Here is a 16,229-nt window from a genome sequence, read left to right as displayed (position 1 = left end):
TATCAAAAAATTTAAAATTAAATTATTAACCAATGGTTGAAAAGAATGATTTCTAAAAGTAATTTTTTAATCATTTAATGTTTCAATCTTTTAATCAAATACATAAAACAAATGTCAAATAAAAATAAAACAAGTAGATTTACTAAAATCACTATTGGTTTAGCTTCACCAGAATCCATTCTTCAGGAATCGAGAGGAGAGGTTTTAAAACCAGAAACGATTAACTATCGTACACACAAGCCGGAAAGAGATGGATTGTTCTGCGAGAAGATCTTTGGTCCTGTAAAGGATTACGAGTGTGCTTGTGGAAAATACAAACGTATCCGTTACAAAGGGATCGTTTGTGATAGATGTGGGGTAGAAGTAACAGAGAAAAAAGTACGTAGAGAAAGAATCGGACACATCGGTCTGGTTGTTCCTGTAGCGCACATCTGGTACTTCCGTTCTTTGCCAAACAAAATCGGTTATCTATTAGGTATTCCTTCCAAGAAATTGGATATGATCATCTATTACGAAAGATACGTTGTGATCCAGCAAGGTATTGCTAAGAAAGCAGACGGTTCTGACTTTGATGACAAAGAATTCCTTACAGAAGAAGAATATCTGGACGTTCTGGAAACGCTTCCTGTAGAAAATCAATATCTTGATGATTCTGATCCGAACAAATTCCTTGCGAAAATGGGAGCAGAAGCGGTTGAAGAATTGTTGAAGAGAATCGACCTTGATTCTTTATCATTCGATCTAAGACACAAAGCGCACAACGAATCTTCTAAACAAAGAAGAACTGAGGCTCTTAAAAGATTAAATGTTGTAGAAGCACTGAGAGGTGCCAATACAAGAATGATCAACAAGCCTGAGTGGATGATTATGCGTGTACTTCCTGTAATACCACCAGAATTGAGACCATTGGTTCCATTGGATGGAGGACGTTTCGCAACTTCTGATTTGAATGACCTTTACAGAAGGGTGATCATCAGAAACAACCGTCTGAAAAGACTATTGGAGATCAAAGCTCCGGAAGTGATCTTGAGAAATGAGAAGCGTATGCTTCAGGAATCTGTAGATTCATTATTCGATAATACAAGAAAATCTTCTGCTGTAAAATCTGAATCAAACAGACCATTGAAATCCCTTTCTGACTCATTGAAAGGTAAGCAAGGTCGTTTCCGTCAAAACTTGTTAGGAAAAAGGGTAGATTACTCCGCTCGTTCGGTAATTGTTGTAGGACCTAGTCTTCAGCTTCACGAGTGTGGTATCCCGAAAGATATGGCAGCAGAACTTTACAAACCATTCATCATCAGAAAACTGATCGAGAGAGGAATTGTAAAAACTGTAAAATCAGCTAAAAGAATCATCGACAGAAAAGAGCCTGTAGTTTATGATATCTTGGAAGGTGTAATGAAAGGTCACCCTGTACTATTGAACAGAGCACCTACTTTGCACAGACTTGGTATCCAGGCGTTCCAGCCGAAGATGATCGAAGGTAAAGCGATCCAACTTCACCCATTGGTAACGACGGCTTTCAACGCCGATTTCGATGGGGATCAGATGGCGGTGCATTTACCTCTAGGTCCAGAAGCTATTTTGGAAGCACAACTATTGATGTTGGGTTCTCAGAATATCCTTAACCCTGCAAATGGTTCTCCTATCACGGTACCATCTCAGGATATGGTTTTGGGTCTATATTTTATGACCAAACAACTGGATTCTACAGATGATATGAAAGTAAAAGGCGAAGGTCTTGCTTTCTATTCTCCGGAAGAAGTAGAGATCGCTTATGCTGAGGGACAAGTTTCTCTTAATGCAAAAGTAAGATGTCGTCTTCCTATCAAAGAGAATGGTGTCATTACAACTAAGTTATTCCCTACGACAGTTGGTAGAATTTTATTCAACCAAATCGTACCGAAAGCTTCTGGTTATATCGATGAGTTATTGACTAAGAAATCTCTTAGAAACGTCATTGGTCAGGTATTGGCAGACACAGATTTCCCAACTACGGTGAAGTTCTTGGATGATATGAAAGATCTTGGATATGCAAACGCATTCAAAGGTGGACTTTCATTTAGTCTTGGAGATATTGTGATCCCGGTTGAGAAAAAGAAAATGATCGCGACTTCTATCGAAACTGTAGATGAGATCAAGGCTAACTATAATATGGGTCTTATCACAGATACAGAGCGTTATAATCAGGTAATTGACGTTTGGACTAATACCAACGCCAGCCTTACTGAAATGATTATGAGCAGAATGAAGGTAGATCAAGGTGGCTTCAACTCTGTATATATGATGCTTGATTCTGGTGCGAGGGGTTCTAAGGAACAGATCCGTCAGTTATCCGGTATGAGGGGGTTGATGGCAAAACCACAAAAAGCAGGTTCTGTTGGTGCTGAGATTATTGAAAACCCGATTCTTGCAAACTTCAAAGAAGGTTTGTCAATTTTGGAATACTTTATCTCTACCCACGGTGCTCGTAAAGGTCTTGCGGATACCGCTCTTAAAACTGCCGATGCTGGTTACTTGACCAGAAGATTGGTGGATGTTGCACAGGATGTTATCATTACAGAACAAGACTGTGGAACACTTAGAGGTACAGAGATCACTGCACTTAAGAAAAACGATGATATCGTAGAAAAAATCGCTGAGAGAATTCTTGGTAGAGTTTCGCTTCACAATATCTATCACCCGGAAACGGATGAGATCTTGGCACAAGCGGACGAGTTGATCGTAGAGGCAGTGGCTAAGCAGATCGAGGAAGCTGGAATCGAAGCTGTAGAGGTTCGTTCTCCACTAACTTGTGAGGCTAAAAAAGGTATCTGTGCGAAATGTTACGGTCGAAACCTTGCAACAGGTAAAGGCATCCATATGGGAGAAGCTGTAGGTGTAATCGCTGCACAGTCTATTGGTGAGCCGGGAACTCAGTTAACATTGAGAACTTTCCACCAAGGTGGGGTTTCAAATAACATCTCAGAAAATCCAAGTATCGTTGCAAAACGTGATGGTATCGTTGAGATGGATGAGGTTAGAACTATTAAATCGGAAGGTGAAAATGGAGAGTCAGCAGATATCGTTGTTTCCCGTTCAACAGAATTCCGTTTGGTAGCAGATAACGAAGCTAGAACACCGATTATGATCGCTAACGTTCCTTATGGATCCGAGTTGTTTGTACAGCCAGGCGACAAAGTGAAAAAAGGTGATATGATCGCGAAGTGGGATGCTTATAACGCGGTAATCATTGCAGAGAATTCTGGTAAAGTAGAGTACGAGGATATTATCCAAGGTGTCTCTTTCGTATTGGAGATCGATGAGCAGACTGGTTTCGAAGAGAAAGTAATCTCTGAATCCAGAAATAAAAAAGCCGTTCCTACCCTTAAAGTTGTTGACTCCAAAGGTGTAGAGCAAAAAGGTTACAACTTACCGGTTGGCGCCCACATTATGGTAAACGATGGTGAGAAAATTAAGGCTGGTAAGGTCTTAATCAAGATCCCAAGAAAATCTGCGAAAGCAGGGGATATCACTGGAGGTCTTCCGAGAGTTACCGAGTTATTCGAAGCCAGAAATCCTTCCAACCCGGCGGTTGTTACAGAGATTGACGGTGTAGTATCTTACGGTAAAATCAAAAGAGGTAACCGTGAGCTTATCGTGGAAGCCAAAACTGGAGAGATCAAGAAATATTTGGTTAAATTATCCAACCAGATCCTAGTTCAGGAAAATGACTTCGTGTACGCAGGAGGCGCACTTTCCGACGGTTCTGTAACACCAGACGATATCTTGAAAATCAAAGGTCCAACTGCGGTTCAGGAATATTTGGTTAATGAAATTCAGGAGGTTTACCGTCTTCAAGGGGTGAAGATCGATGACAAACACTTCGAGATCATTGTTCGTCAGATGATGACAAAAGTATCGATTGTGGATGGAGGAGATACACAGTTCCTGGAAGGTGCTTTGGAACACAAATACGACTTCTTGCAAGAGAACAACAGAGTATTTGGTCTGAAAGTAGTAATGGAAGCGGGAGATTCTAAAGAATTCAAACCAGGACAGATGATCACAGCCAGAGAACTTAGAGATGAGAACTCGAAACTAAGACGTGAAGATCAGGCATTGGTAGAAGTTAGAGAAGCACTTCCTGCAACTGCAACTTCTGTACTACAAGGTATTACTAGAGCGGCACTTCAAACCAAATCATTTATGTCTGCAGCATCGTTCCAGGAAACGACTAAGGTTCTAAACGAAGCAGCAGTGTCCGGTAAAATCGACTTCCTGACAGGTCTTAAAGAAAATGTAATTGTAGGACACAGAATCCCTGCAGGTACAGGTCTTAAGGATTACCAAAACGTGATCGTAGGTTCTAGAAAAGAATTCGAGGACATCAACTAAAATTAATCAATTGAAATTTGAGGTTTGGAATTATTTTTTATATTTTCACAACCTCAAATTTTAAATAAAAAAATAACAAAACCAAAATGGACAACAATCAAAATCAAGATCCAAACAACATCAATATCCAACTAAACGAGGTGATCGCAGCTGGAGTATATGTAAACCTAGCTTTAGTAAACCATTCTCCATCAGAATTCGTATTGGATTTCATCCAGTTGATGCCAGGTGTACAGCAGGCGAACGTGCGTTCTAGAGTAATTCTTGCGCCACTTCACGCAAAGAGAGTATTGGCTGCACTTCAGCAAAACATCACTAACTATGAGCAGCAATTCGGAGAAATCAAAGAATTGGAGCCTTTCGTAGTTGGAGGTAACAACGTACAAGCTTAAGATTTTTCTTAACATAAATATTAATCCCGTCCCGATGTAAAATCGGGACGGGATTTTTTTTGTTTTAAATTTAATGAAAAGGAAATTTAATTGGAATAGATCGTCACATTGCTCTGTAGGAGTAAAATATTTGTTGGATGCCTAGAACATAGGGAAAAAGAGCTCCGTAGGAGCGACAACTTTATCGCAATAATGTAAAAACTAATAATCCTTAAGAAATTCGAAAATAACCTTTTGAAATTTTGACTTATTAAAACCTGGAGTTGACGGATGATGAAGCCCAATTGCTTTGCAAGTTCCGCCATCATAGTCTAATTCTCGAATGTTCCAGCGTTCATCTATCTTGTCAAGATGCTTTCCCCATACTGCTTTATTAAAACAATGTTCCCAAATACGGCTAGAAAAAACAATCACTTTTTCTGGCTCTGTAATCTCAAGATATTCTCTGAAAGCTTTTTCAGCAATATCTTTTTCTGCGTTTGTCGGAACTTGGTTTGAGGAAGTAAAAGCACTTTGAATAGAATTTGCAAAGGCAATATTCTTCCAAAAATCTGCGTGTTTTTGATACCCAAAAACTTCAAGAATAGTTTTGTGAAATTTACCAGCAATTATATCCAGTTCAGCAATTTGAGCTTTTGTAAAATCGTTCAGATTATTAGGTAAACCATTATTGAAATAATGAGAATCTCCAATTATTAATAATTTCCCAAGCTCAGAATTGCCATAGTTTTTGCCAATCCAAGGATTATAGATTAGGTTTTGCATGTTTTTAAAATAAATAATTTTAGAAATTATATAACTAAAATTTAAAAACTACAGTGCATCATTTGCGTCATTTTTTAAATTTTCAAAAAGTTCTTCAGCTAATAATTTTGATTCGTTCAAAATTTCTTTTCCCATATTTGATGTTAGTAAATATCCTATTGTTGCCGACAGAGCTTGACCTACAAATGGTAACCATTTTCCAATAGATTTGGTAGTTTCAGCAGCGACATATTTTTTTAAAAGAATAATGATACCTTCTTTAGAGCCAAATTTTACTAAAAATTGTCCGACTTTTCCAGTAAGTAATTTCATTTTGGCAGATCCTGTAATGTCTTCCAATCTTTTCAGATTTTCTCTTGTTAATCCAAAAATGGCAGCAATGTCGCTTGTCATTTTTAGTAAAAGTCCTATGTCAACCGATATATCCAAACCTGGAATAGGATTTAGTCCATTTGCCGCAGCTAAAGCAGAGTATCTTATCACTAGCCATTCTGCAATTTTTTCCTTTTCATTTAATATTTCTTGTGAAGAAACAGAAACTGCAGATAAAAATTTTTCTTTTTTAATATCAGATAAGTTTTTTGATATATCTGAAAGCAATCTGCCCAAATCATATTCTGTAGGATATTCAGATGAAGTTAAATAGATACCTTTATATTTACAATCGATTACACTTTCTCTTATATTATTGTAAATTTTGGTCAAAGTTTCAGATTCTTCAACTCCTCGTTTTTTTGCTTGGGAAATAGAAATATCCATTTTAGATCTTACTAAAAAAATTGGAACAGGTATTTTATTAATTTCAGTTATAAGAAATTTATCGTCTTCGTAAAAACGATCGGACGTGACAAAGATGACGCAATCTAACTCGTCGACTTTCATAGTTCTTAAATATGTTTCTTTTGGGAAACGTTCTGTAGATGCTCCTGGTAAATCATAAATTAAAAGACCATTTTGTTCATACGCTTCACTAATAGATTTTGTAGATTCAATCTCATCTACTTGTGCAATTTCTTGACCTGCAATAGCATTTATTAATGAAGATTTTCCAGTACCACTTCTTCCGATTATTCCACATTTAATTCTAGCGTTCTTATAATCAGCAAGTTCTTGTGCTAATTGTTGTAGATGTTCACTAACATTGATAGTAATTTTTTCTGTTGACATATTTTATTTTTAATTTTTTCCACAAATCCACTTCCAACCTCAGACAAATAAACGTCCAAGCAAAGAGCAAAACACAATTTTTTGCTAAGCTAAACCAAAGCTTTGCAATATTTTTACGGTTTTCCGTAAACGCTTGCAAAATATTTCAACAAACTTAAGATCTCAATCAGACAAACTGAGTCCTTCAGTAATTGAGATAAATTTTTTTCATCATTTGTTTTTCGAGTCACAATTTATGTTAATTTGCTGTCGATTTTCTGTACAATTCTGTACAATTCTGATGTGTTTATATCTATATTTGGATTCCATTTTTAAAACTATGAACCAAGAAATAAGTGTTGCGAATCAATTACGGAAAAATATCGAAAAGCAATTCGGTAAGGACATAAAAACAGCCACAGATTGTGATAATTTGGTAAGCGTCATCCTCCGAGATTGCAAAACAAACATCAGTTCTCAAACACTTCGTCGGTTTTTTGGCTTAATCAAAACCACCACGGAATCCAGCCATTTTACTTTGGATTTGCTTAGCAAATTTTGTGGATATAGCAATTTTAACGAGTTTAGAAATGCTTGCAACAATCAGGAACTCGAACTGTTTTTCGGAAATTCAGAACATACAAATTATAATTTTTGGGACAGAAGTGAGCAATTGTGCAAGCAGATTATCAAGTCACCAGAGCTTTTGGTACGCACACATCACCGGTTAATGTCTTTTCCGATGGCCAGAAAATATTTTATGGAAAATCACCCGCTTCGTGATTTATTAGGTTCGGTTTATGCCCAGTATTTCTCGGCTTATCTAAAATACAACACGAGCAACGAAGCTAAAATATTTGCCTACGGTTTTCTTTTTCAAAGTAGTTTTCTTCTACAGAATAGTGAGATGATGGATTTGTATTATAAAAAAGTGAGAGAAACAGAACTTTCGGCTGAAGTCCACGTGATTCCTGCCGGTTTGAAATACGGCGTGCAGCTTCTTTACGCCGATTCTACAGGCAACGAAGCTCTTTTTAAAAAATATTTTACCGAAATGAAAAAAGCAAGACTTCTTTATCGAAATGCGTCAGAAAAATCGGTTTGCAGTTTTGAATCTACAGTTCTCGAATCCCTTATCTTTACCAATCGGACTAAAGAGATGAAATTTTTGATTGATAATAATACCTTTCAATTAAATAACGATGAAGATTACATTCCTGCAAAAAGAAAAGAAACGCACGATGAGGTTTGGAAAATTCTCTGCGCCGTAGCTTATCAAAAAATGGGAGACAGGAAAAATACAGAGCGCTTTTTGAACCAAATTAGTTTAGAGAATTTGGGAACTGGTTGGGAAAAATATTACTCATTGCTGTACTATACAGTTTATTTTCATTCAGCTCCGCTAGACCAAAAAATAGAATGTATTTCCAAATTTAAGATCTTGGTTGATGAAACTTATTTCAGCTATTATCAGAATTATTTAATTGAGTTTTCAAAAGAATTGGAGCTGTTAGCAGTAGGGAGTAACAAAGCACAAGCTTAATGTTATTCTTAAATTACTTTTTTTCTTGAAATAAACTTTGCGATAAGTAATCCAACAAACTATTCTTCAAATAAGATTTTTAGGATTAATATTTTATTAATGCTTCATTCTTTCAGTTAAAAGATCCAGAGTTTACCTTTGCCTAAATATTTTTTGTAATGAAGAAATCCTTTGCCGTCCTCTTTTTCATTTTTTCAATTACCATTAACGCCCAACAGGTAATTTCGGATACAGCACAAGTTATTATTCCGAATCGTTTTAATAATGCAGAAGCGATGAAAAAACCTTACGTCATTATGATTTCTACAGACGGTTTCAGATTCGATTATGCCAAGAAATACAACGCTGAGAATCTTCTGAAATATTCAAATTCCGGTGTTCAGGCCAAGGCGATGATTCCGAGTTATCCAAGCATTACATTCCCGAACCATTGGAGTCTGATTACAGGATTGTATCCTTCGCATCACGGTTTGATAGATAATTTTTTCTATGATTATCAAACGAAGAAAAAGTATGCAATGAGTAATAAGGAAAATGCAGAAGACGGCAGCTGGTATGGCGGAACTCCGCTTTGGGCATTGGCTGAAAAACAGGGATTGATTTCAGCTTCTTTGCAATGGGTAGGTTCTGCAAGTGATGCGGGAGGAATCCGACCAACTTATTATTATCATTATCACGAAAAATTCAAACCTGAGGAGAAGATTGAGAAAGTCATCAACTGGCTGAAGCTTCCTGAAGCGCAACGGCCACATTTCATATCGCTATACTTTCCTGAAGTTGACGGCGCTGGACATCATTTCGGTCCGGAAAGTAAAGAAACAGAAACAGCTGTTCATTTGATTGATGATGCGATTGGAAGTTTGGTTCAGAAAGTGAATGATTTGGGTCTTAAGAATGTCAACTTTATTTTCGTTTCAGATCACGGAATGATTCAGGTGGATGGCGGAAATCCTTTGGAGATTCCGCAAATCCTTCTAAATAAAGATCGTTTTGATTTTTATAATTCCCAGACTTTACTCAGAGTTTATGTGAAAAATCCGAAAGAAGTGAAATCCGTTTTCAAGGAATTGAAAGCGAATAAATCGGATGATTACGAAGTTTATCTCGATAAGAAATTGCCGAAATATCTGCACTTTGCTACAAGAGACGATCATTATCACAGAATAGGACAGATTTTATTAATTCCAAAAGCACCGAAAGTTTTTCTTGAAAAAGGGCAAAAAACTTCTGCCGGAAAACACGGATATGATCCCAAATTAGTTCCTGAAATGAAAGCCACATTCTTTGCCTGGGGTTCGGCTTTCAAAAGTAATCTTGTCATTGATGAATTTGAAAACGTGAATGTTTATCCTTTTGTTGCTGAGATTTTAGATTTAAAAGTAGATCAGAAAATCGACGGGAAATTGAAAATCTTGAAGCCGGTCTTGAAAGGAAAATAATTAATTTTTTGATTTAGTTTTCAAGGTCAAAAATTGTTATAGCTTGCTTAATAAAAATCAAATCGCAAAAGATTCCTGATTTATCAAAATCTAATCTGAATAATAATAAAACAAAAAAGGAAACACAAATCTGTGCTTCCTTTTATTACTACTTAAAGAAATAATTTTAATCCTTCAAACTTTTCATATCGATTACGAATCTGTACTTCACATCGCTTTTCAGCATTCTTTCGTAAGCTTCGTTGATGTCCTGCATTTTGATGATCTCGATGTCAGAAACGATATTGTGCTCTCCACAGAAATCCAGCATTTCCTGAGTTTCTTTGATGCCGCCAATTAAAGATCCAGCAACAGAACGTCTTTTGTAAATCATCGGTTTTGTGCTTACAGCATCGTTTTCAAATTCACCAATAAATCCTACAAGAACCAAAGTTCCGTTTACGGCTAGTGTCTGCATATAAGGATTGATGTCGTGCTCGTACGGAACGGTATCAATGATCAGATCAAATTTGTTGAGTGCCGCTTTCATCTCTTCTTCGTCTGTGGAAATGATGACCTGATCGGCTCCCAGTTTTTTAGCATCATCCGTTTTTCCTGCACTTCTGGAGAACAAAGAAACTTCTGCTCCAAGACCTTTTGCCAGCTTAATCGCCATATGTCCAAGCCCGCCAAGTCCAACTACTGCAACTTTTGAATTTTCAGTTACATTCCAATGCTTCAAAGGTGACCAGGTTGTAATTCCTGCGCAAAGAAGTGGTGCAACGGATGCCAAATCTAGGTTTTCCGGAACGTGCAAAACGAAATGCTCATCCACAACCACGGATTCTGAATAACCACCATACGTTCTTTGAGTTTCGATGTATTTGTCTTTGCTGTTGTAAGTTCCCGTGAAACCGCTTTCGCAGAATTGTTCCAGATCCTGAGCACAACTGCTGCAAGTTCTGCAAGAATCAACCATACATCCTACAGCGGCGAGATCTCCAACTTTGAATTTTGTGACATCTGCTCCAACGCCGGTGATTCTACCAACGATCTCGTGACCAGGAACGGCAGGATAAACCGATCCGCCCCAATCATTCCTTGCCGTATGAAGATCTGAGTGGCAAACGCCGCAATAAAGGATGTCTATTTCTACATCTTTTGGCTGGATCTCTCTTCTTTCAATGGTTATTAATTCTAAGTCATTCTCCGGAGCTTCTGTTCCGAAGGCTTTTACTTTGTGTGTCTGCATTATTTTGAATATTTTTACTAGAAATTAAATTAATTATTTATTCTTTCTTTGATGACGAAATTACTTTATAAGTTCTATCCTCCCTTTATCAATGTTTATACCGTTTGGATGTTGTATCTGCTTTTTTTTGCAACTTTCCGATATTCTCCAACTATACTTTTTGAAATCAAAACTGTTCCTTTTGAAACGATAAATGAATATTCAACAAAAGTTATTCTGTGGGATAAAACGGAGGCTTTCAAAAATATCTTTGGAAATATAATACTATTTATTCCTTATGGTTTTCTTGGGATTCTATATCCAAAACTCAACAGATTTATATGGCTGTTGCTGACATTTTTTATTGTTATTAATATTGTCGAGTTTTCTCAATATTATTTCAGAAGAGGATTTGCAGATGTAGATGATATTATCCTCAATACTACTGGTGCTATTATCGGATTTATCGCTTATAAAAGTTTTTTCTTCATCAATGACAAATAACCTTCATCTCAGTCCTTCTGTTGGTTTGATGCTGCTCCTCAGTACAGTCAACATCATTACTGCATTTGTTAAGAAGTTGAGATTCGCCGTAACCAATTGGTTTAAGTCTGGCTTTGTCAATTCCTTTTGAAACCAGATATTCAACAGCCGCATTTGCTCTGTTTTGGGACAGCGTTTTGTTGTAGTCATCAGATGCTCTGGAATCTGTGTGAGATGCCAATTCTACTTTTACATTTGGATTGTCTTTCATAAACTGAAACATTTTATTCAATTCAGCTTCAGCGTCTTTCCGGATGAAAAATTTGTCCAGATCATAATGGATGTTTTTCAGATTGATAGGTTTCCCACAGCTTGTTTCCTCCATACAGACTTGCAGATTGAGGAAAAGCGTATTGCTTCTGTCAACGTTTTTGGAAGTTACAGTTTCGGTTTGTGAAAAGTAATTTCCTTTCTTTCCGTAAATATTATAAGTCGAATTCTTATCTGCTTTGAAATAGAATTTACCTTCGATGTTTGTTTTGATTTCCTGAACTATTTCAGTTTCATTATTTCTAATGACCACTGTCACGTCCCTCAACGGATTTTTAGAATTACAGATATTAACCTGACCTTTCACGTAAAACTTGTCGCTGTCTGTGGAGATTTCTTTTCGGATGGTAGAATTCTTAACAAATTCAGATTTATTGGTTTTAGTTGAATTGAGTTCGATGGTATTAAGCTTCCCTCTGATTTCGTAATTTTCCGGCTTAATATTTTTGAAGAACGCCACACCTTGTGCATTGGTTCTTGCCAGATAATTGCGCTTTCCGTCTTTGTAAAGTTCAATGAACGTATCGGGTAAAACCAATCCCGTTTCCTTGTCTTTTGCAACAACATTCAGATTATATTCAGGCTTAGCTTCTTTGATTGGAAACCTAAAAGTCAATCCCGCAAACACGCCGACTGAATGTATCTCGTGATCCAAAACCGAAGTTCGGATTTCAGCATTCGCCGGAGAAATTAAATTCTGATTATCATTGCTCGTAAAAGGAATATATCCCGCAGCATTTCCATTTGTCACGATATCATTAGTTTTAAAATGCTGAAGATAGTAACCACCAACATTCAACCCTATATTTTCTGAGAAAAACCAGTTAAATTCCACTTCTCCTTTTCCGGAAAAAACACTTTTTACATCATAGCCATTATGGAAATTGAGATTGTAATTGGTGGCTCCGTTTGCTGAGATCAACGACGTTTCACCACCTTTAATATTCGAAATTCCACCTTTCAGTTTGAAGGTCACTCCCATATCATCATTGATCACCCATCGGAAGTTTGGACCAATTCCAAAGAAATAACGCTGGATGTTATTTTCTGTCAATGTAGGATTCGAAAGTTTAGCAGCTCCTAAATAGAGATTTTCTGTTGGATAAGAATTTTTAGGTTTATTGGAAAGATAATCTGCGTCTATCCCCAAACCGATCCAATTAAAATAATAGTCTGCCGAAATGCCGAGATTGAGATTGGGTTTATAATCAATATATTTAGTCTGATTGTCATACGAAGGAAAATCCAATCCGCCTCTCAGAGAAACATTAATTTGATTTTCATCGTAAAGCGAATTTCGAAATTGAGAATTAAAATATTGAACAAAAATCAATGAAAGAAGGAGTAGAGATTTTCTCATAATTAAGTTTTCTAGGTTAAGCAAATTTACTGAAATTATCCCATAAAAAAAGCCGACAAAAGCCGGCATTGTATGGTATCAATCAAATCATCTACTGTTTGATGATCTGCGTAATTTTTTGAGTATTATCATCCAAAGTGTATCTCATTAGATATTTTCCGGGACGCAATCTGTCAAGTCTCAATTCTGTATTATTACTGTTGATGTTATATTCAGCAACCTGAGCTCCCAAAATTGAGAAGAACGTGACTGTTTTAATCTTAACAGAAATATCCTTTGATTTCAGCATCAAAACATCCTTAGTTGGATTAGGATAAGCCACCAAAACACCGTCATCGGTTCTTTGGTTAGAAATTGTACGTGCAGTCTGTGCTTTCATTTCTCCCGAAAATCCCACTGATACTACCGTAAATATGATAAAGAATAAAAGTTTTTTCATTCGCTTTAGTCTGTATTTGAACAATTATAACAAATATATTTTAAATAAATTACTTATGCAATAGTCTATCCATAAAAGTATAATTAAATTTGCATAAATATTTTTATCAAAGATGATCTCAAGAAATAGAAGACTCAGAACCAACGATTCTATCAGAAGTCTAGTCCGCGAAACCAGCCTTACAACAAACGATTTGGTATTGCCAATGTTCGTTACAGAAGGTGATAACAAAAAAGAAGCCATTTCATCTATGCCGGATGTTTTTCGCCAAAGTTTGGATCTTACGGTCAAGACGGTGAAAGAAAATTATGACCTTGGAATCAAAGCGATCAATCTCTATATGAAGGTTTCTGAAAACCTGAAAGATAACACCGGAAAAGAAGCCTGGAATCCAAACGGATTGATGCAGACGGCCATCAAAGCTATCAAAGACGCCGTTCCCGGAATCATCATTATGCCAGATGTGGCCTTGGATCCATATTCGATTTACGGTCACGACGGCATCATCAAAAATGGAAAAATTGACAACGATTCCACTGTAGAAGCACTCGTGAAAATGGGAGTTTCCCTTGCAGAAGCCGGCGCAGACATTCTCGCACCAAGCGATATGATGGACGGCCGTGTTCTGGCAATGCGCGAAGGTCTGGAAGAAAACGGATTCACAGATGTTGGGATTTTGTCCTACGCCGCCAAGTATGCAAGTGCTTTCTACGGCCCGTTCAGAAGTGCTTTGGATAGCGCACCGGTTGACAATCAGGATATTCCAGCGGACAAGAAAACCTACCAAATGGATTTCCACAATTCCCGCGAAGCCATTGATGAAGCCTTGAAAGACGTGGACGAAGGCGCCGACATCATTATGATAAAACCCGGAATGCCTTACCTGGACATCGTTTCCAAAATCCGCGAACTCATCACGCAGCCAATCGCCGTTTATCAGGTCAGTGGCGAATATGCGATGTTGAAAGCGGCAGTGCAAAACGGTTGGCTGGACAACGACAAAGTGCTCATAGAAAGCCTCACAAGCTTCAAACGTGCCGGCGCCGATATGATCTTCACCTACGCCGCTCCCGAAGTTGCAAAACTTTTGAATCGATAGAATTTTTAGGAGCTATTTCCCGCTTTCCACTATATCTTTTTTTGTTTTCCCACGTTTTGTCATCAAAATAAATTATCAGTAAAAAACAAAAAAAGGATGCCGTTGCAATCGGGGCTATGGGTTTTGTCATCCAAACATAGCTTTGTAAAAGTCATTCCATTTTATTATAGAAAGCTACGGAGTAGCGACCTATTGATGGAAAAATGTAGTCAAGATAAGCAAAGCTCCAGAGGAGCGACCTGTAAAAACAGACATTAAAAAACAAATATGCATAAAAAATCAATCTTCCTCACCCAAACCTCGAGGAAGATTTTTTTTGTTCTTTATTCCCAGACCTTTCAACTTCTGAGTCTGGATGATCAAATTATCATTCCCTGAACTCAACTGTTTGAACGCCTCATTGTAAGAATTTTTAGCCTGGTCGATATTTTTCCCAACGCGTTCCAGATTATCGACAAAGCCAACAAATTTATCGTACAATTTCGCACCTCTGTCTGCAATTTCCATCGCATTTCTACTTTGATGTTCTCGCTTCCAAAGGTCTTGGACCAACTTTAATGAAGTAATCAAATTAGTCGGGCTCAATAATAAAATCCTTTTGTCATAGGCGAAATTCCAAAGATTGGGGTCGGTTTGCAGAGCCGTCATATAAGCGGCTTCACTTGGCACGAACATCATCACAAAGTCCAAGGACTTATCAAAATCATCATAAGCTTTCTGACTCAGTTGCACGATGTGATTCTTAACCGATTGCAAATGTTGATTCTGTTTGATGGTGAAAATTTCAGCATCCGTTTCGTCCGTCATTTCCACAAAAGCGGTGAGAGAAACTTTGCTGTCGATGATGACGTTTCTATTGTCTGGATATTTTACAACCGCGTCAGGACGCATTTTTTTGCCGGAAAATTCGGAGAAGATCGCTTTGTTGTTTTCATCCCGGAGTTCATGCTCCATAAAATATTCCTGATTTTTCCTCAATCCAGATTTTTCCAGAATACTTTCCAGGATCATTTCGCCCCAGTTTCCCTGGGTTTTGCTTTCGCCTTTCAGAGCGCGCGTCAGTTTTTTTGCGTCTTCGGAAATTTGTTGGTTCAGGTCTTTCAGTTCACGTACTTTTTCGCCAAGAGAGAAGCGTTCTTTCGATTCCTTATCATAAGTTTCGTTCACCGTATTTTTCAGTTCGTTGATCTTCTCCTGAAAAGGTTCGAGAATCAACTTTAACTGATTCTGATTGAGTTGCGTAAACTTCTCAGATTTTTGTTCCAGAATTTGATTTGCCGTTTTCTCAAACTGAAGTCGATTCGTTTCCTGAAGTTTTACAAAATCCTCTTTTTGATGTTCTAGATTTTCCTGCAAATTTTTATAATGCGCATTCAGTTCTGCATTGGTAAAAAGCAATTCTTCCCTACTTTTTTGGATCAATGAATTTTCTTTCGTCAATTCAAGATTGGAAAGTTTTAGCTCTTCAATTTTCTGTTGATAATTTAGTTCGTTTTCCTGCGCGCGAATCAGTTTTTCATTGGCTTCATCAAAGTTTTTTTTGCTGACGGAATTTGATTTTGTCAAGAGGAAGACCAATATTCCACCGATGATTGAGCCAATAAATAAGTAAATGATTTCCATTTTTATTCTTCGTTATTTTTAAC

General features: G+C 37.3%; 12 protein-coding genes. 6 read left to right on the top strand and 6 right to left on the bottom strand.

The window, feature by feature from the left end; all coding sequences use genetic code 11:
• The first annotated feature begins 111 nt into the window (after window positions 1-111).
• Entirely contained in the window at window positions 112-4,377 is a 4,266-nt protein-coding gene (gene rpoC, locus LUD75_RS02555; protein ID WP_232704150.1) for a DNA-directed RNA polymerase subunit beta', read from the top strand.
• An 86-nt stretch (window positions 4,378-4,463) separates the two neighbouring features.
• Entirely contained in the window at window positions 4,464-4,769 is a 306-nt protein-coding gene (locus tag LUD75_RS02550) for a DUF3467 domain-containing protein (RefSeq protein WP_063970465.1), read from the top strand.
• 201 nt (window positions 4,770-4,970) lie between these two features.
• Here the strand turns inward: LUD75_RS02550 and LUD75_RS02545 are convergent, their stop codons facing one another.
• Window positions 4,971-5,534: a hypothetical protein gene (locus LUD75_RS02545; protein ID WP_232704149.1), complete on the bottom strand. Its 564-nt coding sequence runs from the start codon at window positions 5,532-5,534 to the stop codon at window positions 4,971-4,973.
• Between the two features lie 48 nt (window positions 5,535-5,582).
• Window positions 5,583-6,701 carry a GTP-binding protein gene (locus tag LUD75_RS02540; RefSeq protein ID WP_232704148.1) on the bottom strand — a complete coding sequence of 373 codons (1,119 nt, stop codon included), beginning with the start codon at window positions 6,699-6,701 and terminating at the stop codon, window positions 5,583-5,585.
• A 319-nt stretch (window positions 6,702-7,020) separates the two neighbouring features.
• Here LUD75_RS02540 and LUD75_RS02535 point away from each other — a divergent pair, with 319 nt between their 5' ends.
• Window positions 7,021-8,223, top strand: a complete 1,203-nt coding sequence (locus tag LUD75_RS02535; RefSeq protein WP_232704147.1) for a hypothetical protein — start codon at window positions 7,021-7,023, stop codon at window positions 8,221-8,223.
• A 158-nt stretch (window positions 8,224-8,381) separates the two neighbouring features.
• A complete protein-coding gene (locus LUD75_RS02530) occupies window positions 8,382-9,662 on the top strand; it encodes an ectonucleotide pyrophosphatase/phosphodiesterase (protein ID WP_232704146.1) in 1,281 nt (426 codons plus the stop codon).
• A 166-nt stretch (window positions 9,663-9,828) separates the two neighbouring features.
• Here LUD75_RS02530 and LUD75_RS02525 read toward each other — a convergent pair whose 3' ends face one another.
• Window positions 9,829-10,893: an NAD(P)-dependent alcohol dehydrogenase gene (locus LUD75_RS02525; protein ID WP_232704145.1), complete on the bottom strand. Its 1,065-nt coding sequence runs from the start codon at window positions 10,891-10,893 to the stop codon at window positions 9,829-9,831.
• A gap of 51 nt (window positions 10,894-10,944) precedes the next feature.
• Here LUD75_RS02525 and LUD75_RS02520 point away from each other — a divergent pair, with 51 nt between their 5' ends.
• Window positions 10,945-11,376 carry a VanZ family protein gene (locus tag LUD75_RS02520; protein ID WP_232704144.1) on the top strand — a complete coding sequence of 144 codons (432 nt, stop codon included), beginning with the start codon at window positions 10,945-10,947 and terminating at the stop codon, window positions 11,374-11,376.
• Here the strand turns inward: LUD75_RS02520 and LUD75_RS02515 are convergent.
• A complete protein-coding gene (locus LUD75_RS02515) occupies window positions 11,363-13,045 on the bottom strand; it encodes an OmpA family protein (protein ID WP_232704143.1) in 1,683 nt (560 codons plus the stop codon). The genes LUD75_RS02520 and LUD75_RS02515 overlap by 14 nt on opposite strands.
• 91 nt (window positions 13,046-13,136) lie before the next feature.
• Window positions 13,137-13,484, bottom strand: a complete 348-nt coding sequence (locus tag LUD75_RS02510) for a T9SS type A sorting domain-containing protein (protein ID WP_232704142.1) — start codon at window positions 13,482-13,484, stop codon at window positions 13,137-13,139.
• A 112-nt stretch (window positions 13,485-13,596) separates the two neighbouring features.
• Here LUD75_RS02510 and hemB point away from each other — a divergent pair, with 112 nt between their 5' ends.
• Entirely contained in the window at window positions 13,597-14,583 is a 987-nt protein-coding gene (hemB, locus tag LUD75_RS02505; protein WP_232704141.1) for a porphobilinogen synthase, read from the top strand.
• A gap of 279 nt (window positions 14,584-14,862) precedes the next feature.
• Here the strand turns inward: hemB and rmuC are convergent, their stop codons facing one another.
• Window positions 14,863-16,206 carry a DNA recombination protein RmuC gene (gene rmuC, locus LUD75_RS02500; protein ID WP_232704140.1) on the bottom strand — a complete coding sequence of 448 codons (1,344 nt, stop codon included), beginning with the start codon at window positions 16,204-16,206 and terminating at the stop codon, window positions 14,863-14,865.
• Window positions 16,207-16,229 lie beyond the last annotated feature (23 nt).

Source organism: Epilithonimonas sp. JDS (assembly GCF_021261315.1).
Taxonomy (GTDB): domain Bacteria; phylum Bacteroidota; class Bacteroidia; order Flavobacteriales; family Weeksellaceae; genus Epilithonimonas.
Note: the sequence above shows the minus strand (reverse complement) of the source record. Positions and strands in the feature narration are given on the sequence as shown.